Source organism: Kastovskya adunca (assembly GCF_059505785.1).
In genome coordinates, this window is record NZ_JCACLG010000041.1 from 32,575 (window position 1) to 57,737 (window position 25,163).

Below are 25,163 nucleotides of genomic sequence, written 5' to 3' on the forward strand. Positions count from 1 at the left end.
AAGTTTAGACATCCCTTAAGTAAGGGAAGCCAATATATAAATTCAGCGAAGCTAAGGCTTTGACCTACCCGATGATTTAGAACCGTTCTAGGATGGAAACGAGTTTTAATTTAAAGTCAGACACCATGAGCCAATCCTCACAACCTACAACCTCGGAAAATTTGTCTTCTTTCCCTAGCTTCTAGCTTTTAGCTTCTAGTCCTAATTTCTGGTCAGTTTAAGTGGCTTGATGTCAAGATATTACTTTCAGGAGTTACCGAATTGTGGGACGGTTCATTGAATTAGCTATATTCAGAAGACGAAGTTTTGGTTAAGCCTGCTGTGTAGAAAACAGAAGAAGGCAATCCTGATCTGCATCTAAGAGGTAATTCCTCTACTGTATTAATTGTTGCTGCTGGGTATTCCACCTCGATATATCGATATCCTATGGCTAAGCTAGGTCAATCCTCCTTTCGCCGCATCCTACTATCACGCCTTCTGCTTTTGAGCGTACCGGTGTTACTGACGGGGGTATATGTGACCTATCGGAAAGCACGCTCGACCCTTCTAGAAACAGCTCGTCAAAATCTGACTGAAAGCGCGGTCAGAAAAGCTGAGAGTATTCAAGAGTCGATTACTGCCCTAAAAGCGAACTTGGTAACGGCTAGCGAGACGGTGGTGCTACAGTCGCGATCGCGCCAATCCTATCAAACCTACCTCAACCAACTTGCCCAGCAGTTACCAACACAAATTCAATGCGTCCAGTTGACGAATTTACAAACTAGAACACTGGAGGCGAGTACCTGTGGCAATCAACCGCTCAATACCACTGTCCCTGTAAATTTCTGGTCTCAGCGGCAAAATCCACGCATCTTAGACCGCTCGAAAGTTTATGTTTCTGCCCTTTCAATGCCGCCATCCACACAAGCAGCAAGTCAGAAACGCCAAGCTTCCTCAAGAAAACAATTAGAGCTTGTCTTCAGCGCCCCCGTGTATGACGCGGACGGACAACTACAATATGCCCTCACCATTCAATCAGCCCTACTCCAGCAAGAGCAAACTCGACCCGGTTCCTTAGCGGGTTATCCGGTTGTTTTTAACCAAGATGGCTTAGTGCTGGCGCATCCCATTGCCGAACGCGTCGGCAGCAACATTACCCAAGACTCAGATGCCCAGCGGCTGGCAACAGTCAGGAAAAATGCGATCGCCAACAATTCTTCGTTTCTCCACTTGTTCTCATTGGAGAAAGACGGCGAGGAATATCTGGCTGGCTATACCTCGCTCTCTAGCCCCATCACCAGCGAACCCAATCAAAGATGGATTATTCTTGCCGTAACGCGCCTGGATAGTGCCTTGGCGGGGCTGGGAGACATTCAGCAAGTTTTGTTGATCCTGACATGCGGCTTACTTGCCACCTGTTTGTTGGCGACAATCTATATTGCTCGAACTTTGGCACGTCCCTTAGAAAAACTGCGAGACTACGCCCTCAGCGAGCAGGAACGGCACTTTACTCATCGGGTTCCTCACAATTTCCAAATTCGGGAATTTAACCAACTCTCTGAAGCCATGGAAGGCATGATTCTGCGGCTAAAAGACTGGGCGGAAGAACTCGAAACCGCCTGGAAAGAAGCGCAAGCGGCTAACCAGCTCAAAAATGAGTTTTTGGCAACCACATCCCACGAACTGAGAACTCCTCTCAATGGCATCATTGGCTGTATCCGACTGGTTAGGGATGGTTTTTGCGATGATCGGGAAGAAGAACTAGACTTTCTCAAGCGAGCCGATGATGCGGCTATTCATCTTTTAGGCATTATTAATGATGTTTTGGACATTGCCAAAATTGAATCTGGGAAGCTGTCGGTAGAACTCGAACCCATCGATTTGCAATGCTTAATTGACGAAGTGATTAATCTCCAAGCTGTTCACGTACAGCAAAAGGGTTTAACTCTTCATACCTCCAAATTGGACGATGTGATTGCGGTTAATGCCGACCCCGCCAAACTGAAGCAAGTACTGATCAATGTCGTTGGCAATGCCGTGAAGTTCACCGATCGAGGCAGTATCACCATTAAGATGCGGCTGGAGTCTAATCAGAATGGGCAAACTACGCCGGAACTTCAAGATGCGGCGATCGACAATCAGCTCTCTCTAACTAACGGGAAATATCCTACTGTGGCGATCGCGATCAAAGATACGGGAATTGGTATTGACCCCATGCAGCAGCAAAAACTTTTTCGTCCCTTTGTAATGGTGGATGGTAGCACCACCCGTAAATTTGGGGGGACAGGACTGGGATTGGCAATTTCGCGGAACTTAATTGAACTGATGGGCGGTACCATTTCTCTTGGCAGTAAGGGAGAAGGTCACGGCACCACGGTCGAGATTGTCTTACCAACCATTGAGCCGTCACTGCTGCCCTTTAAAGACTGTCCGGAGGCAACTCAAGTAACCCAGAAGAAGGCGGCGACAGACAATAATGGGGCGGATAAAAATGGCGCTGTCATTTATCCTGCCCAATCCGCAGCGGGGGAACTGTAACGGGAACACCTCCTTGGTGCAGCGATTGACTCAAGCAATGGAGAATCTGCACCAGTTGTGCGCCAACCCAGCCAGAAGAGACTGGGGAAGGAGTGGCTTCGATGATGCTGGTTAAAAAGCGATCGCATACCCGCCCCAATGGTTCTCCCGGTTCAATACCCACGACTTCCCTAGCCAAACCCACTGGTGTAAACGAGTCGTCCGTCTGCTCAAAGTGCCCCTGTTGAACGGTTAGAGGCGCGTCTGTCAGTAGCTCATCAAAAATTAACGTGCCGCGATCGCCAACAACGCACAAACGCCGCTGCTTGTCGGGATTTAGCCAGCACAAATGGATAGACGCACAAACGCCATTGGGGTAAGTCAGTGTCGCCCAAACCAGGTCAGCCAAACCTTGTCCTGATGAGGCAATTAAGGAAGGATTTTGCTGAAGCCAAACTGTCCCCGTCGCTTGCACCTGCACGGGGGTTTGCCCCAGTAGGGTATTGAAAATGGCTATGTCGTGAATTGCCAAGTCCCACAAGGCGTCAACATCCTGACGCACTGGCCCTAAGTGGGTACGCGTTGCATAGCCATAGCGTAAGGCTCCCAAACGCCCTGACTGAACAACCTGGGCAGCACGTTCCACGGCAGGATGAAACAGATAAGTATGGTCAACCATCAGTTGCCGAGACTGCTGTTCGGCAAGGCGGCAAAGTTCCAAACACTCCGCAGGATCGAGGGTTAGAGGTTTCTCTGTCAGGACGTGATGACCTTGTCGCAAGGCGTCGGCAATTAAAGGGTAGTGGGTGGCGGCGGGAGTAGCGATCGCCACGGCGGCAATATCCTCTTTTTTGCGTATCGTTTCCCAATCCTGGGCTAGCATCACATCCCCATCCAACTCAAAACGCTCTCTTACCTGCGCCAAGCGTTCTGGATGGGGGTCAACTACCGCTACGACACGGGCTTGAGGATGTTCCAAAAAGTTCCGAATCAAGTGAACGCCCCAACGTCCCGCTCCCAATACAGCAATCCCAATCTTCATGAAAGTTTTAAGTTGACGGACTTAATCACTTACCCTTCATAACTCATAACTGTGGAAAACGCTTCCTTGGCGGCGGCTTGTTCGGCTGCTTTTTTAGAGCCGCCTTTGCCAGTACCAAGTCGTTGATCCTGAAACCAGACTTCAGCAGTAAAGCGCTCTTGCTCGCCGTGAGACCCTCCGGTTTCCTGGACGCGATACTGGGGTAACACTTTGTAACGCGCTTGCGTCCACTCCTGAAGCGCATCTTTGTAGTTCTGGCGGGCAGGGTCTTTGCGAATTTCTATGGCAAGTTGCTCTAAGTGGGAGTTTAGCCAGGGGCTAATCAGTTCTAGGTTATGAGTACTAAGGTAAAGCGCTCCTAGCACGGCTTCAAAGGCATCCGCTAGCCGCGACATTTCCCCCGCTTTATCGTTCGCCGCACTATTAGAAACCAGCAAGTACCGCTCCAATCCGTAGCTAGTGGCTAACTGTGCTAATAAGCGATCGCTTACCAAGATCGAACGAATCGCCGCAAACTCACCGACCAAAGCCTCCGGATAAGTTTTAAACAAAAACTCTGAAGTCGCCAAACGCACCACCGCATCCCCGACAAACTCTAACTGCTCGTAGTTTGCCCCTGCTGAAATACTCGAATGCGTCAGTGCTAAATCCAAAAGCGACCAACGCACTGGTACCGTCTGAGGTAGCCCCAGTTTTTGCACTAACTTCTCTAATTGCTTTTGCCGACGAGGGTCTGTAAGAGGCATTAGTTCTGAGTCCTGAGTCCTGAGTCCTGAGTCCTGAGTCCTGAGTGTGGAAGAAAGGATGAAGTATGTTCGGCGAAGCCGTTGCCGAAGGCGCTTGGTGAAGGATGAAGGATGAAGTATGAAGGGTGAAGTATGAAGGGTGAAATAGGCGATTGGAGTAATGGCTAATCGTTGTCAACTTTTCTCTCCCCTGCTCCCCTGCTCCCCTGCTCCCCTGCTCCCCTGCTCCCCCGCTCCCCCGCTCCCCCGCTCCCCTGCTCCCCTGCTCCCCATGCCCTCATCACCTCAAAAATAGGGAAAGAGTCGGACATAAGCCGGGTTCTGTTCTTCACAGTAGAGACTTAGCGTACTACGTCTCTACACGGGAAGGGCGGTTATCTATCTGGGACGCCTGTTACCAGACGCCTCAAGCAGTTCTCTAACAACGGGACTGGTAAAAGACCAACCATAGTCCCTTCGACCTTGCTCCTGACCGGGGTTTACCGAGCCAGCACCTCTCAATGCTGCTGGTGCGCTCTTACCGCACCTTTGCACCCTTACCTGTTTGTAAAGGCGTAGCAGGCTACGTCTCTACACCATCGGCGGTATGTTTCTGTGGCACTATCCTCACGGTCGCCCGCACTGGGCGTTACCCAGCAAGTCTGGTCTTTCAGGAGCCCGGACTTTCCTCAGACTCTCACAACGTGCGAGTCCGTAACCACCTTCGCCTACTCTTTCCCAGATCTAGTCTAAAGGCTAAGTGTTACTTCCGCTTCGGTTTCCACGCTTCAACGATCGCGCTTTGCCAAGTTGGTTTGGTGATTGTTAGTTGACAAGACAGATCATAAAAGCGTCTGCTAGATGTAGGAGCAGTTGGATCGGGAAATTGTAAGCTTAGGCGCAGGGAGATGTAGTCAGTTTTGTCCGCCGCTCTCTTGAGCTTTCTAGGTTTAAATAAGGGAGAGGTAATTGCTAAAGTACCGCTAGCGTCCCGTTTGAGAACATCTTCAGCCGTCAGAGTTTCCCTGAGGCTTTGACTAGGAGCAATGACGCTAAAGACTTGGGGTTGGAGTAGATCCAATGTCATACCGGGAGGGAGGCGAATCACTCGCCGCGATCGCCCTTCAAAATCAATCAGAGCACTTTGATCCCAGTTCACATACAGAGAATAATCTGGAGACTTGTTATCAATACTGAGTTGAAGTTTCTGAAGGTCTTCAAGCTGGTATTGCTCTTCAAATTTAAACTTTATATCTACTAAGCCTTGCAACTCTTGTGCTTCTAGTTGTTGAGCCAGTAAATCCCGATTTAGCTCGATAACTACTAGTTTATCTATTTCCTTAATCATTCGGTAAATGACATAGGCGACGGAGATAAAATAGACTACCAAAATAAATAAATTGCGGCTATCCATGCAGAAACAAGAATAAGGTATGAAGAATGAAATAAGAATACTTTGATTTCATCTTTGATACTTTATTATTTGATTTTCAACATTTTACCTTCAACTCATTGCTCGTAACAATTAACTAGAAAGCATGAAAAATGAAAAATTAAATTCCATTACATAGTCTCAAACTCCTATTTTTTAAGTGGGGAAGAAGAGGAATATCTGATGGTTTCACGCCTAAACGTGTTTCTCCCATCACTAGCGCCCTACCTTCAATCCCTCTACTTATTTATGGGGTTGATACTTCATAAGTCACACTTCAGTTGACTATTTCTGCTGAATTGTGGAGAGGTTTTTAAACCAGCCGCGTCGCCAGAAGAAGGCAGACAAACCTAAGGCGATCGCAATCATTACACCCCAAGTTGCAAAGTAGCCCCATTTCCACGTTAGTTCGGGCATATACTCAAAGTTCATCCCATACACCCCAGCGACAAATGTTAGCGGAATGAAGATAGTTGAAATGACCGTCAAGACTTTCATAATCTCATTCATTTTATTGCTGACGGAAGAGAGATACACATCCATCAAGCCGGAAGCAAGTTCTCGGTAAGTTTCCACTATATCCATGACTTGAACGGTATGGTCATAACAGTCTCGCAAGTAAACTTGGACTTCAGAACTAATCAAGTCACTATCGCCGCGAATCAAACTATTAATAGCATTACGTTGGGGCCAAATACACCGACGCAAGGCGAGTAATTCCCGCTTAACTTGGTAGATTTTCTCCAAAGTTTGAGGAGTGGGGTTGGCGATCACTTCGTCCTCTAAGTCTTCAATACGTTCGCCGTATTCTTCCAGTACGGGGAAGAAACCGTCAATAATGGCATCTAGTAAAGTGTAGGCGAGGTAGTCGGCGTTGGACTTGCGGATGTTACCTTTGCCACTACGAATGCGATCGCGCACCGGACTAAAGCAATCTCGTAGAGGTTCCTCCTGCACCGTTAGCAGGTAGTATTGCCCCAATACAAAACTAACTTGTTCAATATAAAATCCCTCTCCCGTTTCTTTGGGCATCACCATCTGGCAAATAACTACCAGCTGATCCTCGTAGTCTTCCACCTTCGGGCGCTGAGGGACATTGACCACATCTTCTAGCACCAAGGGGTGTAACTTAAAAACTCCCCCTAACCGCCGCAAGATCTCTTCACTCCCCAATCCCTGCACATCTACCCAAGAAACGGATTCAGTATCCAGGTAAGGCGCACAAGCTTCTGGCGTTAAGTTGGGGATACGAATTACTTGGCTTTCGTTGTAGTCGATTAGCACAATCTTTGAAGGACTGGCATTCTCTTCAATATTGAGCGTCCCTGGAATACTACCGGGTTTGTCATAAAAATAATCAAATAAATCTTCCTCTTCCTCTTCTCTAGGCACAGTAAAATTTGCAGTTGATAAATTCATGTCTGTCATGTATGCCTACCTAATCTTTAGGGCTTCCCTACCAATCCGACTAACAAAAAGATTTAGCAATAAAATCTATTTCTTGTTTTAGACCTTCTGTATGCCAGCTAACATACCCTCCAAATAAGCAATTACCCTGGTTGTCAAAAATAGAAACATGATGAACATTAAGATGATTGACGAACAATCGAAGTGTTCCGCTATTATCTCTGAATTGCAGATGAATGTTATTGTCTCTCTCCCCTGTTATTCCAGAAACTTTTTCTAGAAATTGCAGATAAAGGCTATTGTCTCTCTCTAGTGTTATTCCAGGAAGTTTTTCTAGGCGAATAATTACTTGTTGTAGTATGTTGTCACTCAACCTAAAACCTTCAGTTCCCAAAACATTATTAACGATTAAACTTGCTGTTTTATGACAACTCCAATACCAACTATGAGCATCATTAACTGCTAACGCCATAGCTACATCAAATTGACCAACAGTACGAGCAGCTTTCTCTGCTAGATTAACATCGGTACAGATATATTCATCTTTTAAGCTAAAGTTAGTTGCCACATCAAAATTAATGCTGGATTTGAGAGGGTAAGCAATAATATCTGAAGACTGAACAATATTAGTCCACCTTAAAGGATTATATGGATAATTCTTTGTGACCTCTTTTATTTGTTCAGAGGTGACGCCAAGCATGGTATTAAAAAATAATATCGGCGAACCCATTGTAGTTATACTCTGAAGCTTAATTTCTTTAATATTTTCAGTTTTACGAAAACCTTCGATCATTGCTCTGATGTCAAGGGCTGGATCTCTAGGAGTTAGTTTTGAATTAAATCTTTCAGAAAATAAAATATCCCATAAGATAACACTTCCCAACGAGTGAGCAACTATATGGAGTTCAGTTTCTTCTAGATGCTTTGTTATAAAGTCCTGTAAATCCTGTGCAATAACTTTTCGGATAGCCTCTCCACGTTCTGGGTTAAGATAAGTTAAAACGTCTCCGACAAAATCCGAAAAAAATCCTTCTCTAAAACTTTTATAACGGAAAATATCATCAACATTGACTTCAGGAGATTCTTGTTGCGCTATCTGTAAATCTTGATGAATCTGATTCCATATCTTACTAATATCTTTGACAATGTTTCCCCAAAAGCTTAGATGGAAGTGAGGAAGTGGTTTTCCTCTCTTTACAAATTCATCTTTAATTAAGGCTTTTAATGTATCTGCACAGCGGACATCTCGCGTGGCGACACCGTGAATAAAAAATACAAGCATAGTAAACCTAATTAAACCTAATTCAAGGCGTTCTCGCTCACAGATTGCCAACGGAGGTGTACTTTCCTTCTTCGATAGCAGGTGCAAGGTATGAGCTAATACAGTATCTCTAAAAAATTAGATAACTGCCACAAAAAAAGCAGCCTGTTTTATAAAACAAGCTGCTCAACTTTTTTCAAGCCCGCTTAGGGGGCTTTTTATTTAGCCTCAGACGAGGGAACGGTGGACGCAATGGACTACATCATGCCCATGCCGCCCATGCCGCCCATACCGCCCATGCCGCCCATACCGCCCATTCCACCCATGCCGCCCATGTCGGGAGCAGCAGATTTCTTCTCAGGCTTCTCGACAACCAAGGCTTCAGTTGTCAAGACCATTCCGGCGATGGAACCTGCATTTTGCAGGGCAGAACGAACAACCTTAGCCGGGTCAATGATACCTGCGGCGATCAAGTCTTCAAACTCACCTGTAGCGGCGTTGTAACCAATGTTGGTGTCGCTGCTGCGGACTTTTTCAACGATTACAGAACCTTCTACACCTGCATTGTCTGCCATTTGGCGCAGAGGCGCTTCTAAGGCTCTAGCGACGATGCCGGCACCGATTTTTTCTTCTTCGCTCATGCCGTTTTTGACATCGGCAATTTTGCTAATTAGGCGAATCAGAGTGCTGCCGCCGCCAGGGACGATTCCTTCTTCAACTGCCGCTTTTGTGGCGTTGAGGGCGTCTTCAATTCTTAGCTTGCGGTCTTTGAGTTCGGTTTCAGTTGCCGCACCCACTTTGATTACAGCAACGCCACCCGCAAGTTTAGCAATCCGCTCTTGTAGTTTTTCTCGATCGTATTCGGAGTCAGTATCTTCCAACTGTCTGCGAATTTGGGCAACCCGTTTGTCAACATCTGCCTTCGTTTCACCACTAGCAACGATGGTGGTGGTGTCTTTGTCGATGGTGATTTTCCGGGCAGTTCCTAGCATATCTAGGGAGGCGCTATCAAGTGTCAGACCGATATCTTCAGAGATCAGCTGACCGCCTGTGAGAACGGCGATATCTTGCAGCATCTGTTTGCGGCGATCGCCAAAGCCAGGAGCCTTGATGGCAGCTGCACTCAGGACGCCCCGTGCTTTGTTGACAACCAATGTTGCTAAGGCTTCGCCTTCAACATCTTCGGAAATCACCACTAGGGGTTGACCCGCACGAGCGACTTTTTCCAGAACTGGAACTAAATCCTGGATAACGCTAATTTTTTTATCGGTAATCAAAAGGCGGGGATTTTCAAATTCCACTGTCATCCGTTCGTTATCGGTGACGAAGTAGGGAGAAATGTAGCCCCGATCCAATTGCATCCCTTCAACAACATCAAGTTCGGTTGTCAGGGACTTGGATTCTTCAACGGTGATGACGCCGTCTGTGGTGACTTTGCTCATTGCTTGGGCAATCATTTCACCGACTTCGTCATCGTTACCAGCGGAAACGGTGGCGACTTGGGCGATGGCACTTCCAGCAACAGGCTGTGCCATTACCACGATTTCCTTCACTAGATGGGCGATCGTTTTCTCGATCCCACGCTTGACAGCTACTGGATTCGCTCCCGCCGCGACGTTCTTCAAGCCTTCACGAATCATCGCTTGAGCAAGAACTGTAGCCGTAGTTGTGCCGTCCCCAGCAATATCTTTCGTTCTAGAAGCGACTTCTTGAATTAGCCGCGCACCAGTATTTTCTAGGGGGTCTTCAAGTTCGATTTCTTTAGCAACAGTGATCCCGTCATTGACAATCTGAGGAGAGCCAAATTTCTTCTCTAGCAGAACATTACGTCCTTTAGGCCCGAGGGTAATCTTGACGGCGTCAGCCAGAGCATTGACGCCGCGCTCTAAAGCCCGTCTCGATTCTTCGTTAAACGAAACAATTTTTGCCATACTTTCCCTTGCTTTCGTCGTCGTTCCATCCAAAATTTAGCACTCATACCAGGTGAGTGCTAATTGAATTTTAGTTCGGTTATCCCCCCTTGGGGTGATGGGGTGATGGTACGTAAAGGGAGCAGGGGGAATGAAAACAACAAAATTTTGTTGCCGTTAAGTAAGTAGGCGAGCATAAATCAGACTTTGTATTGCCCTGTAAAAATTGTTACACGGGTTTGTAGCCAAAATTAGGGCTTGTTTTGAGGAATTTAGCCCTGACTACAGACCAGTAATATTTACATATCCGACTTAACTCGAATGGCACTGACTTAAGCGGCAAATAGTTGTTCTTGAGAAAAACCCAGCTTGGGGGTCTTCCCCCCAAACCCCCCACGCTGGGGGATGAGTGCCTCCCCCAGACCCCCTGCACAAGGTTTGATCTGTGCCATTCGACTTAATTCCTTTTTTCATGGCTAACGTCTGAGGCGTCGTTAGCAGGAAAAGAACCTCTCGGCACTTCTTTAACTGTAGAAAGTACGATTGTGGTGCGAGTTTTGACGATACCTGATAAATTCTTGAGTTCGTCGCTAATGACTCGCTCTAAGTCTTCCGTATTACGGCAACGCACCTTTAGTAGATAATCGTCATCGCCAGTAATCTGATGACATTCCTGGACTTCAGAGAGTTTTTGCACGCATTGCAAAAAAGGGACTCGATCTGCCGGTGTCTTTAGAGCGACCGCGATAAAGGCTATCAAACTACAACCGACAGCATCACGGTCAATCAAGACAGTGCACCTTTGCATCACTCTACATTCCTTTAAACGCTAAACCTGATTGGCGGTAGCAGAAACCAGCTTATTCAGGAGCGAGGCTGATGTAGACTCGGTATCCTGCACCTTGGTTATCTGTCGTAAACGAAGTGAAAGTTTATCTTCCCACTTGAACTCTAACGTAATGAGCCAGGAGCGGAGATAACTACTTTACAGATGTGGTGAATTTTCTGAGCTATGAGTCGTCAACCTTATTGCCTGTCGGAACTTACGACGATTTTCATTGATATTCACCAAGACCCGTTTTTGAAGGGTGGAATTTCCCATAGCTTCGGAGCTATGTTCCCTACCTGTGTAGCTAACTCAACTAAAAATTGCTGTATAGGAGTTTGCGTTTTAATTAGCGATCGCCTCTGTAGTCAAAGCAAACTAACTTGCTATTGCCGCCAGTTGCCATTGATTTCTCCAGGTTTCTAGATCAGTAAAAGCGCGATCGCGGTAAGCTCCGTAACGCTCCTGTTTATTTTTAATTTTTTCAGGCAAAGCTGGCAAAATACCGAAATTTGGTGGCATGGGCTGGAAGTGCTTCGGCGAGGCTGAACTGATGAACTCCAGCAGCGCCCCCATCATGGTTGTTTCTGGGAGAGTCACAGGCGGTAAGCCTAAAGCCAACCGTGCCGCATTGGTTCCCGCTAGCCAACCTCCCGCTGTAGCAGCGGTGTAGCCCTCCGTGCCAATCAGTTGTCCGGCGGCAAGTAAGGTTGCCCGTGTTTTAAACTGCAAGGTTGTCTGCAACAGTTGAGGGGCATTGAGGAACGTATTACGGTGCATTACCCCCATTCGCACAAACTCGGCATTTTCCAACCCTGGAATCAGACGGAATACACGCTTTTGTTCGCCCCAGCGTAGATTGGTTTGAAAGCCCACCATATTCCAAAGCTGCCCTGCCTTATCTTCTTGGCGCAACTGCACTACGGCATAGGGGCGCTTGGATTTGTTTTCAGGGTCGCGAAAATCCCCATGACGGCTATCAAACAGCCCCACAGGCTTCAACGGGCCGTAGCGCATAGTGTCCTCACCCCGTCGCCCCATTTCCTCAATTGGCAAGCACCCTTCAAAGAACTTGGCAGTTTCTTTTTCAAAGTCCTTAAGTTCCGCTTGTTCTGCTGCACAAAGTTCCTGCCAAAAGTGTAGATACTGCTCCTTATTCATCGGGCAGTTGAGATAGGCGGCTTCTCCTTTGTCGTAGCGAGAGGCAAGAAACGCGGTCTCTTGATCGATCGACTCGCCTACCACAATTGGACTTGCCGCATCAAAAAAGCTCATGTACTCCATGCCTGTAAAGCGCTGCAAGTCTTCAGTTAGGGCAGGACTAGTTAAGGGCCCTGTGGTGAGAACGACAATTCCCTCTTTGGGGATTTCCTGAACTTCAGAACGCCGCAACTCAATTAAGGGATGCTGGGCGAGAGTTTCCGTTAATTCGTGGCTAAAAACCCCTCTATCTACGGCTAAGGCTCCCCCAGCAGGCACCGCATGTTCATCGGCTTTGCTGATAATAATCGAACCCAAGCGTCGTAGTTCTGCGTGCAACAAACCCGATGCGCGATCGCTAGACTGTGCGCCAAAGGAATTACTACACACCAGCTCTGCCAGCTCCCCGGTGTGATGAGCCGGACTGTTCTGCACTGGGCGCATTTCATGCAACACCACTGGCACCCCAGCTTGGGCAATCTGCCAAGCCGCTTCCGTCCCTGCCAGTCCGCCACCAATTACTTGAATCGGTTTGTTCTTCATTAGTCCTGAGTCCTGAGATCCTGAGTCCTGAGTCCTGAGTCCTGAGTCCTGAGTAAGGAAGAAAGTATGAAGTATGAAGGGTGAAGTATGAAGGGTGAAGGATGAAGGATGAAGTATGAAGGGTGAAGGATGAAGTATGAAGGATGAAAAGGGTTATTGGTTCTCTTCCTCTCCCCTGCTCCCCCGCTCCCCCGCTCCCCTGCTCCGCTGCTCCGCTGCTCCCCTGCTCCGCTGCTCCGCTGCTCCCCTGCTCCCCATCACCTTATCAGAAGAATTCTTCCCTATCGCCAGTTCACCAATCTCCCTAAATATTCAACCACTGCACAACTGTCCCTGGTACGGGTAGCAGCATAGCGATCAAAAATGCTAGTGCTAGCAGTCCGCAGACATCGCGCCAGTTGTTGAGTTCTGAAACATCATTGAGGGCAGGTTCGTCTAAAACGGGCATAAATAACAGAATAATTGCCCAAAGTAGCAAATCTGGATGAATCAAGGCGAGAACTAGCACCAATACGCGGGTAATCTGACCGATGGTCGCTCCGGTTTTTTGCCCAAACATGGCGTGGACAATGTGACCGCCATCTAGTTGTCCGACGGGCATTAAGTTAAACGCCGTCACGACTAAACCAATGTAACCAGCGATGCCTACGGGATGAAGGTTGATTGCCATTCCTGCGGTTAGCTGACTTCCTAACGCCAATTTGCTCAGTACAGTGAGTAAAAAGGAAAATCTGGGGTTGAGGGATTCAAGGGTCAAGATTCCCGATGCGTCTGATAAGGGGACAACGCTGGAGTGGGCAAGCCCCCAGATCAGCAAAGGTAGGGTAACGACTAATCCTGCCAGAGGGCCTGCAATTCCGACATCAAATAAGGCTTTACGGTTTGGCACAGGCGATCGCATTTGGATAAATGCCCCAAATGTTCCCAGGAAGAAGGGGATGGGAATAAAGTAAGGCAGAGTTGTCCGCATCTTGTAGAGCAGCGCCACCACGTAATGACCTAGTTCATGGATGCTGAGAATTGCCATCAGGGAAAAGGCATAGGGTAGCCCCCTCAGCAAAACCGATGGATCAGATTGCACCTGTTCGGGAGAGATTCCCGCCAGCCATACCCCGGCAACGGTGGTTGTAAATAACGTAATTAGCAACAGTGCCAAGGCTAAAGCGGGTCGCGTTACAGGTGTGGTATCACCTTTAGCCGCCGCTTGGGCTTGGGGGTTGGGAACCAAGGCAAAAAAGGGCTTACCGCTGAAGCTTTCTTGAAAAATGAGGAAAAAGCGATCGCCAAATTCTCCCTCAACATTTTCCCGTACTGTCTTGTAGGCAACTTCTGGATTTGAGCGCAGCTTCCCACGACAGATCACCGCTTGCGGTCGGTACTCTATGTTTTGGAGATAGTAAATACCCCAGGGAAAACAGTTTCTTAACTCTGCTTCTTCCTCTTTGGTGATGGGACGTGCCACCGACTTCTCGTCCAGTGTTGGCAAGGGGTTCGCTGCCGCTGCTTGAGGCGTTGCCTGGGCAGCCTGAGGGTTGACAGGAGTGACATCTCGCCTTCCCTTCTGAATCAACAGCCAGTACAACAGCGGGCAAACTATAAAAGGAGCGATCGCCAAGACTAGTGGCATTGGCGTATCCTCCCCCTGAATCAACGCCCAGCCACTCCAAACTAGCGCTGGTGTCATCATCACCAACCACAACAGCCATACAGGTGTGGTTGTAATGCTTGTCACACTACGTTTGATGATGAAATAGGTGAAGAAGGCTAGTAGGATGAGGAGCAACCAGAGTTCCATGATCTCAAGCATTGAATTTAGTGTAAAGGAGCTTTATCCAAGCGAATGACAGTACCGTCTACCCGAAGCCAATAACCTCTTAGCCCAGCGATTAACTGCGATGCGTAAGCGTGCGAGGACAAAAGCTTCCTTGCGATCGATAACAGGCGTCCCCCAAGTACTACCTGCTTCCATTCAACCAGCAGCTTCATGCCCTCTCAAAATCCATCGTCCAACCAGTCAGCCACTGCACTAAAAACACCACGCAAGTTCCTTAATAACATTTTCGCATTTCCACCCAATCGAGACACTTTGGGTGCGACTGCTTATTTCATTGTAGAGAACGACGCCAATCTCCTCATTGACTGTCCAGCATGGAATGACAGCAATGAGAAATTTCTGCGGGAACGTGGCGGTGTAACTTGGCTGTTTCTTACCCATCGCGGCAGTATTGGGAAAGCCAAAGAAATCAGTCAAGCTCTAGGCTGCCAAGTCCTGATTCAAGAGCAAGAAGCCTATCTGTTGCCAGGGCTAGAAGTAACTTCCTTTACTAAAGAACTCACCCTGACTTCCAATGCCAAAGTCATTTGGACGCCAGGGCATTCTCCCGGTTCTTCTTGCCTGTATTACAAAGGTGATGGAGGAGTCCTCTTTTCCGGTCGTCACTTATTGCCCAACCCGCAAGGGGAACTGATGCCCCTACGAGGCTCAAAAACCTTCCACTGGCAACGACAAATCAATAGTATCCAACTTCTCCTAGCTAGCTTCACCCCTGCCACCCTCAGCTACCTATGTCCTGGTGCAAACACAGGCTTCTTACGCGGCAAGGGTATATTCGATCGGGCATATGAACGACTATCCCAACTCAACCTGGATGAACTACGGCAAGTTGAAGCTAGCTAATGGCAAAGTCCTTAGTCGGTGAGTCCTGAGTCCTGAGTGGGGAAGACAGTATGAAGTATGTTCGGCGAAGCCGTTGCGAGGCGATTGATGAAGGATGAAGTATGAAGGGTGAAGTATGAAGTATGTTCGGCGAAGCCGTTGCCGAAGGCTAGGGTGAAGTATGAAAGGGGTTATTGGTTCTCTTCCTCTCCCCAGCTCCCCTGCTCCCCCGCTTTCCTGCACCCCATCTCCCCTGCTCCTAATTCTCACGCTCTACGCGGCATCAGCGATAACAGGCGGCTGGTTCAATAGCTCCAAAGCTGCCTGATATTGCAAATCAGCAGTTGAGCCTATTTGGTCGATAGAAATAGGTTCTAACTCAACCTGCTGATTGGGTTCGATGCCTAATTTGTTGATGTCTCTGTGGCTAGGGGTTTCGTACTTGGCAACGGTGACAGCTATTCCTGCACCATCGGGTAGGTCAAACAAGGATTGGATTAAACCTTTGCCAAAGGTTTTTTCGCCAACGAGTATGGCTCTCCCATTATCTTGTAGCGCTCCTGCAAGAATCTCGCTGGCACTGGCGGTGCCCTGATTGACTAAAACAATCAGAGGGTCTTGCGTGAGGGCAAAACCATAGGCATCAAAGCTTCCCAGGGTGCCTTGGCGATTCACGGTATAAACCACTGTGCCGCCATCAAGCCACAGACGCGCAATCTCTACTCCGGCTTGCAACAAACCGCCAGGATTATTGCGGAGGTCAAGGATATAGGCTTCTGCACCTTGGGCTTCCAGCTTGTTAATGGCTTCGGTAACTTCGGCTGGGGCGTTGGCGCTAAATTGAGTTAAGCGGATATAACCAACGGGGACGCCAGATGAGGAGTGGTCTAAGGCAGCATAAACGGGATTAAGAGCGATGCGATCGCGCTGGAGTTCCACCGAGCGAGGTTCCCCTTTTTCGCCCTGAATTTTCAGCGTCACTTTTGTCCCTACCGCACCGCGCATCTGGGCGGCGGCTTCATCCAGCGTTAGGGTTGAGGTGAGGATGCCATCAATTTCTAAAATGCGATCGCGAGTCCGAATTCCCGCTTCATCTGCCGGAGAACCCGCAATGGGAGCAACAACTTTCAACTCTCCTGTTTCCGCATCCAGAGCAATTTGTAGCCCTACCCCCGACAGTTCCCCCGTCGTATTAACCTGTAAACTCCGGTATTGATTCGGTTTCAACAGCCGCGTGTAAGGGTCATCAAGACTCGCTAGCAGGTCTTGAATCGCCACATAAGTACTTTCCCGGTCTTTGAACGGTTGCTGCAAAGCCTTTTGACGCAGGAGCCACCAGTTCTGATGATTAAACGTTTCATCTAAATAAGCTTGGTTGACAATTCGCCACGCTTGTGAATATAGCTTTTGATCCTCTGTAAAGGCGGCGGCAGCAGGCGTCCACCAGGTAAACGATACAACGATTGCCAGTATGAGGCAGAGTCCCGCCCCGAAGATACGTTTATGCATAACTAAAAAATAATTTACTTAACAAATTTTTACTCTGTTCGGTGGTGTGATTAAGCTGAGAAAACTTAACATTCAAAAACTCTACGCCTCTAAACTTTCCCGACTCAGGCGGGCTTGAGATTAGTCCCCTTCCAATCCAGGCAACGTCATCTACTCATTGAGCTATGTTACATTTTTTGTATTGGGGACGATGATAGAGCCATCAACCAGAGCTTGCCATGTATAGTTTTTTATACTTTCCTTGGTGCCCTCGCACCCGCATCCCTAGCGAAAGCTTACTCCCCATGTGGTGCAACACCTTTTAGGTGTCAAACATTTCATCAACAGCATCCTTTTAGGAATTCTGGCTTCATGTTTTCCAAGCAGATCACTGACTCAAAAGCATACAACTGGTTTGAGGAACGTTTAGAAATTCAGGCACTTGCCGAAGACGTTACTTCCAAGTATGTACCTCCCCACGTTAATATCTTCTACTGTCTAGGAGGGATTACCCTCACTTGCTTCCTGATCCAGTTTGCCACTGGATTTGCCATGACCTTCTATTACAGACCCACTGTCACCGAGGCATTTACCTCTGTGCAGTACTTGATGACAGAAGTAAACTTCGGGTGGCTGATTCGCTCCATCCACCGCTGGTCTGCCAGCATGATGGTGCTGATGATGATTTTGCACACCTTCCGGGTTTACCTCACTGGCGGTTTCAAAAAGCCCCGTGAGCTTACCTGGGTAACTGGTGTCATCCTAGCTGTAATCACAGTGTCCTTTGGCGTGACTGGCTACTCCCTACCTTGGGATCAAGTCGGGTACTGGGCGGTCAAAATCGTCTCTGGTGTCCCGGAAGCAATTCCTTTTGTCGGGACGTTTATCGCGGATATGGTACGTGGTGGAAGCAGTGTTGGGCAAGCAACCCTCACTCGCTACTACAGCGCCCACACCTTCGTTTTGCCTTGGCTGATTGCTGTCTTCATGCTGTTGCACTTCATCATGATTCGCAAACAAGGCATTTCCGGCCCCTTGTAAAAACCCATTTAGCTGTTAGCTATTAGCCCTCAGAAGTTGTCGGTCTTTGGTCATGGAAAACTCTCTTCTAACGGCTAAAGGCTAACGGCTTTCTTGCCTGCTGACTTTTGTTGATATAAGGAGAACAATTTTAAGATGGGAACTCTCAAAAAGCCCGATCTCACCGATCCCGCTCTACGCGCCAAACTGGCCAAAGGCATGGGTCACAACTACTACGGCGAACCCGCTTGGCCTAATGACCTGCTGTACATCTTTCCCGTCGTGATCATGGGAACGATTGCGCTGTCAATTGGTTTAGCTGTGCTTGACCCAGCAATGGTTGGCGAACCGGCTGATCCTTTTGCCACACCGTTAGAAATTCTTCCAGAATGGTATCTCTATCCAGTTTTTCAGATCCTGCGTACCGTACCTAGCAAACTCTTGGGAGTTGTTGCTATGGGAGCCGTTCCTCTGGGTCTAATCTTGGTGCCCTTTATCGAGAACGTGAACAAGTTCCAGAACCCGTTCCGCCGTCCAGTTGCGACAACGCTATTCCTGATTGGTACACTTGTCACTCTGTGGTTGGGCATTGGTGCTACCTTCCCAATTGACAAGTCTTTGACCTGGGGTCTGTTCTAAAACACTCCCCCGCTTTACCTTGACGCCTTGTAAGTTTCACTTCGCCGTGCTGAGTCACTGCCAGGAGATACTTACAGGCGTTATTTTTTAGGAATTGGCAACTAATAACTAATAACAATTGACACTCCCCCAGATAAATCAGGGGGATTCTAGAGGATGTGTCTGACCGGGCTAAAGCCACAGTCAAACACTATGCTTCTAGTTAAGCGGAGTGCCATTCACCGCTATCCCTGAATCAACCGCAACCATTGCAGTTACAGCATTCTGTAGATCCAGTGGACATGAAAAACCCACCCACTTCCCTATATTCCACGAGGCATTGATATCAGCATTGACTCGATACCCATCAAAGCCTTTGAACCAGTGTCCTGACCTTTTCCCTATTACTCCATTGCGGTTGTCCGACTTAGACGTGTAGGGAGCAGGAATGCTTTGAACAGGAACGCCAGCACCAATAGCTTTATAGTGAGTGAAGATTTCAAGCTGATAGAATGCCCAGCTATCCCGGTTTGAGGAGGCGTCAGACTTCGTTTTCTTCCGTTGCTTAGAATGGCGAATGCCTGACAAATCCTCAAACCGAATCCCCATATTGAAATCTTTAGCAAACTGCACTAGCTGCTTAGAGATCTCATGGTTGATTTGGGTCATGATTCGTCTTTCACGTTGCTCTAGCCGCTTTACTTCCTTAAGTTGTTTAGCAGCCTGCAAAGCCTTGCGAGTTTTCTGAAACTTGCGCCTCAGAACTTTGACCTTGCCAGCTTTCCAAAACTTGCCAAACCCATTAGGCAGCGCAGCAACAGCAATATTGTTTTGCCCTCTATCTACTCCAATCCAGTCTTGAATCGCTCTAGGATCAGCAACTTGCATTGACACTGAAACGAGTGCATACCAAATCCCTTTTTTAGACTTGCAGATCTTGATAGAGCCTAACTTGGCAGTGCCATCAATAATCTTGTCTAAGGTATTAATATGCGAAGCCTGGTGAACTAGCAGAGGGATTCTGCCTTTCTTCCCTCGAAAGAGGTTGAAGGCAACGCCGTAGAAATCACCCTGCTTAGATATCTCAAAGTTTTGGTTATTTGTCTCTAACCACATCCGCTTAAACTCTTTGGCTTTTGTTTTGGTGTTAGTATTGCGAACCGTTTGATTAATCCAAGCAGAGCCGATCTCTATGTGCTTAAACGCAGAACTGGTCAGCTTCTTGCGCTCCGATTTCTCAATCTTCAACAAGTCATTGGCCACCTGAGTATTGAGAACGGTTAGCCGCTCAAACTCTTGCGCCTTGACTTGGTTGAGGCGATAAAATGGAAGCTTTAAAGTGATTGATAGTTCTGCCATACAACCACTATAACAATATCTTACAGAGCTTGTAAGATAGAGTGGTGGGTTAAAACCCGCCACTTGTTTTCATCCCTCGGTTGAAACGCGAGGGCTTTCAACTTTGACTCATGTAAGATCAGGTCAGCTAAGGGTCTAGTAGACGGGATGTTAAAGCTTGATCGTCTCATAGTCAAGAGTGAACTGGATGTTCTGACTCAGGTACAGAAATGGTTTGAGCACTTCTTTCATTGCCACCTCTGGAACCGAGACGGGTCAGAGCAGCAATTTTACCGTCTGAATCTTGCCCTTGCTGAAGGGTTCACAAACGCCGTTCGTCATGCCCATCAGGATCTACCCGAAGAAACGACTATCGAGATTGAACTGGCACTTTGGGATAAAGCGATCGAAATTCGGATTTGGGATCAAGGAAAGCCCTTTAACCCCGATCTTTTAGAGGAACCCGAACCCGGAACTCTCCGAGAAGGGGGGTACGGCTGGTTTCTCTTGCGACGACTGGCAGACCACGTCGTCTACAAACGCTGTCCTGATGGCAGAAACTGCCTGCTAATCTCTAGCCGCATCATTTAAGATGGGCGAAAAGCTCTCTTAAAGCGCGAACTTCCCGGTAGTAGCACCGACAAACACGAATCCTCGTATGGTAAAAACAGCACTGATTACAGGAATTACCGGTCAAGATGGCTACTACCTAAGCCGCTTGCTTTTAAAACAGGGCTATCGGGTGGCGGGACTGATGCCACCACAACGGCAGGCTAGTCTGGCGCGATTGGGTGAGTTAGCCAACGAAATCAAAGTCTGTGCAGTTGACCTCACAGATGCTCCTGGTCTTCTGGCGGTTGTCGAACAGCTACAGCCCCAAGAGATTTATAATCTCGCCGCTCCCAGTTTTGTCCCTGATTCATGGAACGACCCCCTAGGTACTCTCGACTTGGTAACAGGGACGGCAACGCGGCTTTTAGCTGCTGTACGGCAGTTGGGCATTGATACGCGCTTTTATCAAGCCAGTAGCTCAGAGATGTTTGGGAAGGTTGATTGCTCTCCTCAGGACGAAGATACACCGTTTCGCCCCATGAATCCCTATGCCGCTGCGAAGGTTCATGCTCACTGGACAATGGTGCATCATCGGCAACGCTATGGGCTATTTGCCTGTAGTGGAATTTTGTACAACCACGAATCTTCCCGGCGTCCACCCGCCTTTGTGACGCGAAAAGTGTCTTTAGCCGCCGCCGCCATCAAATTAGGGCTGAGTCAAAACCTAGAAATGGGCAATCTGGATGCGAAGCGGGACTGGGGATATGCGGGGGATCACGTAAAAGCAATGTGGCGAATGTTACAGGTAGATCAACCGGAAGATTATGTAATTGGTACGGGGGAGTTGCACAGTGTCCGGCAACTTGTGACGACGGCATTTGAGTCTGTGGGCTTAGATTGGACGCGCTATGTGGTGGTCGATCCGAAGTTCCTGCGACCGGATGAACACTTTCAGCTTGTCGCCAATCCTGCTAAGGCAAAAAGAAATTTGGAGTGGGAACCTCAAGTGAGTTTTGAGGTTCTAATCGAGAAAATGGTCTTGAAAGACCTAGAGCGTTTGCAAAGCGGAGCAATTAGCGCCAGTGGTCTGCGCCAAATCCCGCATTGACTACCTAGACCTAAGCGCAAAGAACAGTTGTAGTAAGTTGAGGGGCAAATAAGACGTGGGCGAAATAACCACGACCACAACGGATTACGTCTTCGTTTTCCTGGAAATTTTTGGGTGTGAAGGCGGCATTCAATCCTATGTCAAAGATATTTTGCAAGCGTTTGCGTCCTTGAATAACAGCAAAACTGCTGAGGTCTTTCTGCTGCGAGACAGTCCAGAATGTGAAAATCCTTTTGAGGAATACCCGTTTAAATTTCATTACCTCAAAACGTCGTCGCCTCTGTTGGGGCGCTTGCGTCTGACGACAGCCTTACTGAATTGTTTGCTGCAACGCCGTCCTCGCCATGTTTTTTGTGGTCACATTAAGCTAGCACCACTCGTTCAACTGCTGTGTCAGTCGTTGAGGATTCCCTACACGGTGTTGACCTACGGTAAGGAGGTGTGGGAGCCATTGCCGAAGCACGAGCGTCAGGCGCTTGTGAAGGCGAGCGGAATTTGGACGATTAGTCGCTATAGTCGCGATCGCGCTAGTGCGGCAAATGGCATCAACCCTGATCGGGTGCAGATGTTTCCCTGTGTTGTAGATGGTGAGATGTTCACCCCTGGGCCAAAACCCAAATCCCTAAGCGATCGCTATGGTCTAGAGGGTGCTAATGTGCTGATGACTGTAGCTAGGTTGTGGTCTGGAGATATCTATAAAGGTGTGGATGTGACGATTCGGGCACTTCCGGCGATCGCTAAAATATTTCCAGAGGTCAAGTACCTGGTGATTGGTCGTGGAGATGACCAACCGCGACTCGCCCAGCTTGCCCAAGACTTGGGTATTGCCGACCGGGTAGTCTTTGCGGGTTTTGTCCCCACTCCTGAGCTTGTAGACCACTACCGCGTTGCCGATGCCTACATCATGCCCTCCCAAGAAGGCTTTGGCATTGTTTACTTAGAGGCAATGGTCTGTGGCATCCCGGTATTATCTGGTGACGCTGATGGCTCGGCTGACCCCTTACAAGATGGTCGTCTGGGGTGGCAAGTCCCGCACCGTGATCCCGATGCTGTCGCTAATGCTTGCATTGAAATCCTCAAAGGAGATGACCAACGCTGTGATGGGCAATGGTTGCGAGAACAAGCCCTGGCTTTGTTCAGTAAGGACGCGTTGACCTGGCGCTTAAAAGAACTTTTGGAAATAGCCGCAACTGCCAAACCCTAAGTAACAATCGGGAAACCGTAATTTTGGGTGCCGATTAATCTGGACTAGGATGGAAGTATTCGGCGATTATTCACTTTTAGACTATTGTGAACCAAGACGTTCCCAAACTTTTTCAAATCAACTTGTCTGGCTTAGGCTGTTGGCTAACGCTTTTGGCAACATTTATGTTGTTAGGAACCGTCGGCTTAGGCTGGCTAGCCAACGGCATCTTAATTGTCATTGGGCTAGTAATAATTTCCCCCATTATTGGGTGGTTGGGATTTCGTTGGTGGTTAAAGCGCAACCTAGTGGACGACCAGTGCCCTGTTTGTAACTATGAGTTTACAGGTTTCACTCGTACGGACTGTCAATGCCCCAACTGTGGCGAACCCCTCAAGGTAGAGCAGGGACATTTTCAGCGCCTAACCCCCCCCGGTACGATTGATGTAGAAGCCGTAGAAGTAACAGTGAAACAGATTGAAGATTAATTCATTGCTGTAGGGGCACTATTGGCTGGGCATCAACTTAGGGTGAAACCCAAGCTGGGCAGTAATTTCGCGACAACGCCCACAAGTGGTTCTTGTTTTATAGGCAAAGAATAAGCGTCTTTGGGTTAAATTGACACCAATGGTCGCGCCTGTATCCTTTGGAGAAAACCTTGACCCATCGCCCGATTTACCTCGATTGCCATTCCACAACACCCATGGACGAAAGGGTGTTGCAGGCGATGCTGCCTTACTTCACTCAACATTTTGGCAACCCATCCAGTATTAACCATCATTACGGTTGGGAAGCGGAAGCAGCGGTTAAGAAAGCACGGGAAACCTTAGCCGAGGCAATTCACGCGACACCGGAGGAAATTGTCTTTACCAGTGGCGCGACGGAGGCTGACAATTTAGCGCTTAAAGGGGTTGCAGAAGCCTATTTCAGCAAAGGGCGGCACATTATTACCCTCGCGACTGAGCATAATGCGGTGCTTGACCCCTGCGAGTATTTAGAATCTTTGGGGTTTGAAGTAACTTACCTACCTGTACAGGGAGATGGGTTGGTTGATTTAGCTGAACTAGAGCAGGCAATTCGTCCCGATACGATTTTGGTGTCGGTGATGGCGGCAAATAATGAAATTGGCGTGTTGCAGCCTTTGGTGGAAATTGGCGCGGTTTGCCGAGAACATGAGGTACTTTTCCACACGGATGCGGCGCAAGCAATTGGCAAGATTCCTTTGGATGTGGAAGCGATGAAGATTGATTTGATGTCGCTGACTGCCCATAAGGTATATGGCCCTAAGGGAGTTGGGGCGCTTTACGTCCGCCGCCGCCAGCCGAGAGTGCGGCTTTCACCGCAGTTACATGGTGGAGGACAGGAGCGAGGGATGCGCTCTGGGACGTTGTACACGCCTCAGATTGTTGGGTTTGCAAAAGCGGTGGAACTGGGGCTGGAAGAGCAGGAAACCCAGTCAAAGCGTCTTCTGGGATGGCGCGATCGCCTCTACTCGCAATTGAGTCAGATAGAGGGGGTGCATCTCAACGGTCATCCGACTCATCGGCTTCCTGGTAATTTAAATATCAGTGTGGAAAACGTTGATGGCTCGGCGTTACTGTTAGGATTGCAGCCTGTGATGGCGATTTCTTCCGGTGCGGCTTGTTCATCGGTCACTACAGCACCTTCCCACGTTCTCATGGCGCTGGGGCATTCGGAGTCTTTGGCTTATGCGTCAATACGATTTGGTCTAGGACGCTTCACGACGGAGGAAGAAATTGATACTGTGGCAAAACATGCGATCGCCACAATTCAGGCTCTCCGCAGCGCCCAAGCGATGAGTTACCGCTAAATTCTCCCTCACAACCAAGCACGGCTGTAAGACCACATCGCTTAGTGGTGCAGAAAACTCAGGACGATCTCCTTGTGAGAATCTAACCATCTTAGAGAATTCAATCCGGCAGTCTAAAGCATCTCGTTTACGGTAAGAGGCACACGCCGGAGGCGGATTATTATTATTCCCCAGGCACTTTTTGATTGCAAGATGGCGGAGAGGATTTCGGCAAACCCTTGTAGGTGCCGTTGGTCTTTCGGCTGCACCCATTGATGCCAGTCTTGCAGTTGACGATACAAGAGGGGCGTTTCCCTGAGATTAGCTCTGAGTTTGGGAACTTAAGCGTCTCATGAAATGCCCCTTTTAAGCTATTTCTGTCTCGTTTGAGACTCCCGCTAGAACAAGCCTTTCAAGACTTTTCTGCACCACTAAGGGGGGATGACACTGGATATAGCAACCGTCAAGGCAGTTAGGACGTTCTGAATTCCTTAACCCCGCGATCAAACCCACTTCTTGCCCTAGCCCCTAGCTATATGTTGTCTATA

Annotated in this window: 21 protein-coding genes and 1 other RNA gene; 9 read left to right on the forward strand and 13 right to left on the reverse strand. The window is 48.3% G+C overall.

Features of this window, described 5'->3' with window-relative positions; translation table 11 throughout:
• The first annotated feature begins 426 nt into the window (after positions 1 to 426).
• Positions 427 to 2,517 carry a sensor histidine kinase gene (locus tag AC5JR3_RS15495; protein WP_495847444.1) on the forward strand — a complete coding sequence of 697 codons (2,091 nt, stop codon included), beginning with the start codon at positions 427 to 429 and terminating at the stop codon, positions 2,515 to 2,517.
• Here AC5JR3_RS15495 and AC5JR3_RS15500 read toward each other — a convergent pair.
• The 10 genes from AC5JR3_RS15500 to AC5JR3_RS15545 all read right to left on the reverse strand — a co-directional run bounded on the left by AC5JR3_RS15500 (position 2,480) and on the right by AC5JR3_RS15545 (position 14,637).
• The gene (locus tag AC5JR3_RS15500) at positions 2,480 to 3,538 is read right to left on the reverse strand and encodes a Gfo/Idh/MocA family protein (RefSeq protein ID WP_495847445.1); all 1,059 of its coding nucleotides are present in this window, start codon (positions 3,536 to 3,538) and stop codon (positions 2,480 to 2,482) included. The two genes, AC5JR3_RS15495 and AC5JR3_RS15500, sit on opposite strands and share 38 nt — an antisense overlap.
• A gap of 29 nt (positions 3,539 to 3,567) precedes the next feature.
• Positions 3,568 to 4,284, reverse strand: coding sequence for a ribonuclease III (gene rnc / locus AC5JR3_RS15505; protein WP_495847446.1), 717 nt, complete (start codon positions 4,282 to 4,284; stop codon positions 3,568 to 3,570).
• A gap of 295 nt (positions 4,285 to 4,579) precedes the next feature.
• Positions 4,580 to 4,998, reverse strand: an RNA gene (gene rnpB / locus AC5JR3_RS15510) — RNase P RNA component class A.
• Positions 4,999 to 5,026: 28 nt separating this feature from the next.
• Positions 5,027 to 5,677 (reverse strand): hypothetical protein, encoded by a 651-nt coding sequence (locus tag AC5JR3_RS15515; RefSeq protein ID WP_495847447.1) that lies wholly within the window; start codon positions 5,675 to 5,677, stop codon positions 5,027 to 5,029.
• 303 nt (positions 5,678 to 5,980) lie between these two features.
• The gene (gene corA / locus AC5JR3_RS15520) at positions 5,981 to 7,114 is read right to left on the reverse strand and encodes a magnesium/cobalt transporter CorA (protein WP_495847448.1); all 1,134 of its coding nucleotides are present in this window, start codon (positions 7,112 to 7,114) and stop codon (positions 5,981 to 5,983) included.
• Positions 7,115 to 7,163: 49 nt separating this feature from the next.
• Entirely contained in the window at positions 7,164 to 8,435 is a 1,272-nt protein-coding gene (locus AC5JR3_RS15525; protein ID WP_495847449.1) for a hypothetical protein, read from the reverse strand.
• Between the two features lie 185 nt (positions 8,436 to 8,620).
• Complete coding sequence (gene groL, locus AC5JR3_RS15530) at positions 8,621 to 10,294, reverse strand: chaperonin GroEL (RefSeq protein WP_495847450.1); 1,674 nt, start codon at positions 10,292 to 10,294, stop codon at positions 8,621 to 8,623.
• A 436-nt stretch (positions 10,295 to 10,730) separates the two neighbouring features.
• Positions 10,731 to 11,081, reverse strand: coding sequence for an Lrp/AsnC family transcriptional regulator (locus AC5JR3_RS15535; protein WP_495847451.1), 351 nt, complete (start codon positions 11,079 to 11,081; stop codon positions 10,731 to 10,733).
• Positions 11,082 to 11,477: 396 nt separating this feature from the next.
• Positions 11,478 to 12,842 carry an FADH(2)-oxidizing methylenetetrahydrofolate--tRNA-(uracil(54)-C(5))-methyltransferase TrmFO gene (trmFO, locus tag AC5JR3_RS15540; RefSeq protein ID WP_495847452.1) on the reverse strand — a complete coding sequence of 455 codons (1,365 nt, stop codon included), beginning with the start codon at positions 12,840 to 12,842 and terminating at the stop codon, positions 11,478 to 11,480.
• 304 nt (positions 12,843 to 13,146) lie between these two features.
• Complete coding sequence (locus AC5JR3_RS15545; RefSeq protein WP_495847602.1) at positions 13,147 to 14,637, reverse strand: site-2 protease family protein; 1,491 nt, start codon at positions 14,635 to 14,637, stop codon at positions 13,147 to 13,149.
• A 189-nt stretch (positions 14,638 to 14,826) separates the two neighbouring features.
• Here AC5JR3_RS15545 and AC5JR3_RS15550 point away from each other — a divergent pair, with 189 nt between their 5' ends.
• Entirely contained in the window at positions 14,827 to 15,519 is a 693-nt protein-coding gene (locus tag AC5JR3_RS15550; RefSeq protein WP_495847453.1) for an MBL fold metallo-hydrolase, read from the forward strand.
• 252 nt (positions 15,520 to 15,771) lie between these two features.
• On the opposite strand, the gene ctpA is transcribed toward AC5JR3_RS15550, so the two are convergent.
• Entirely contained in the window at positions 15,772 to 17,007 is a 1,236-nt protein-coding gene (gene ctpA / locus AC5JR3_RS15555) for a carboxyl-terminal processing protease CtpA (RefSeq protein WP_495847454.1), read from the reverse strand.
• 351 nt (positions 17,008 to 17,358) lie between these two features.
• On the opposite strand from ctpA, the gene petB reads away from it, so the two are divergent.
• Entirely contained in the window at positions 17,359 to 18,027 is a 669-nt protein-coding gene (gene petB, locus AC5JR3_RS15560; RefSeq protein WP_495847455.1) for a cytochrome b6, read from the forward strand.
• Positions 18,028 to 18,162: 135 nt separating this feature from the next.
• Positions 18,163 to 18,645, forward strand: coding sequence for a cytochrome b6-f complex subunit IV (petD, locus tag AC5JR3_RS15565; protein ID WP_495847456.1), 483 nt, complete (start codon positions 18,163 to 18,165; stop codon positions 18,643 to 18,645).
• A 198-nt stretch (positions 18,646 to 18,843) separates the two neighbouring features.
• Here petD and AC5JR3_RS15570 read toward each other — a convergent pair whose 3' ends face one another.
• Positions 18,844 to 19,983 (reverse strand): RNA-guided endonuclease TnpB family protein, encoded by a 1,140-nt coding sequence (locus AC5JR3_RS15570; RefSeq protein WP_495847457.1) that lies wholly within the window; start codon positions 19,981 to 19,983, stop codon positions 18,844 to 18,846.
• Positions 19,984 to 20,130: 147 nt separating this feature from the next.
• On the opposite strand from AC5JR3_RS15570, the gene AC5JR3_RS15575 reads away from it, so the two are divergent.
• The 5 genes from AC5JR3_RS15575 to AC5JR3_RS15595 all read left to right on the forward strand — a co-directional run bounded on the left by AC5JR3_RS15575 (position 20,131) and on the right by AC5JR3_RS15595 (position 24,636).
• Complete coding sequence (locus tag AC5JR3_RS15575) at positions 20,131 to 20,553, forward strand: ATP-binding protein (RefSeq protein ID WP_495847458.1); 423 nt, start codon at positions 20,131 to 20,133, stop codon at positions 20,551 to 20,553.
• A gap of 67 nt (positions 20,554 to 20,620) precedes the next feature.
• Positions 20,621 to 21,622: a GDP-mannose 4,6-dehydratase gene (locus tag AC5JR3_RS15580; RefSeq protein WP_495847459.1), complete on the forward strand. Its 1,002-nt coding sequence runs from the start codon at positions 20,621 to 20,623 to the stop codon at positions 21,620 to 21,622.
• A 55-nt stretch (positions 21,623 to 21,677) separates the two neighbouring features.
• Positions 21,678 to 22,826 (forward strand): glycosyltransferase family 4 protein, encoded by a 1,149-nt coding sequence (locus AC5JR3_RS15585; RefSeq protein ID WP_495847460.1) that lies wholly within the window; start codon positions 21,678 to 21,680, stop codon positions 22,824 to 22,826.
• An 86-nt stretch (positions 22,827 to 22,912) separates the two neighbouring features.
• Positions 22,913 to 23,293: a hypothetical protein gene (locus AC5JR3_RS15590; RefSeq protein ID WP_495847461.1), complete on the forward strand. Its 381-nt coding sequence runs from the start codon at positions 22,913 to 22,915 to the stop codon at positions 23,291 to 23,293.
• 170 nt (positions 23,294 to 23,463) lie between these two features.
• Positions 23,464 to 24,636 carry a cysteine desulfurase family protein gene (locus tag AC5JR3_RS15595; RefSeq protein WP_495847462.1) on the forward strand — a complete coding sequence of 391 codons (1,173 nt, stop codon included), beginning with the start codon at positions 23,464 to 23,466 and terminating at the stop codon, positions 24,634 to 24,636.
• Between the two features lie 113 nt (positions 24,637 to 24,749).
• Here AC5JR3_RS15595 and AC5JR3_RS15600 read toward each other — a convergent pair whose 3' ends face one another.
• The gene (locus AC5JR3_RS15600; RefSeq protein ID WP_495847610.1) at positions 24,750 to 24,917 is read right to left on the reverse strand and encodes a hypothetical protein; all 168 of its coding nucleotides are present in this window, start codon (positions 24,915 to 24,917) and stop codon (positions 24,750 to 24,752) included.
• Between the last annotated feature and the right edge of the window lie 246 nt (positions 24,918 to 25,163).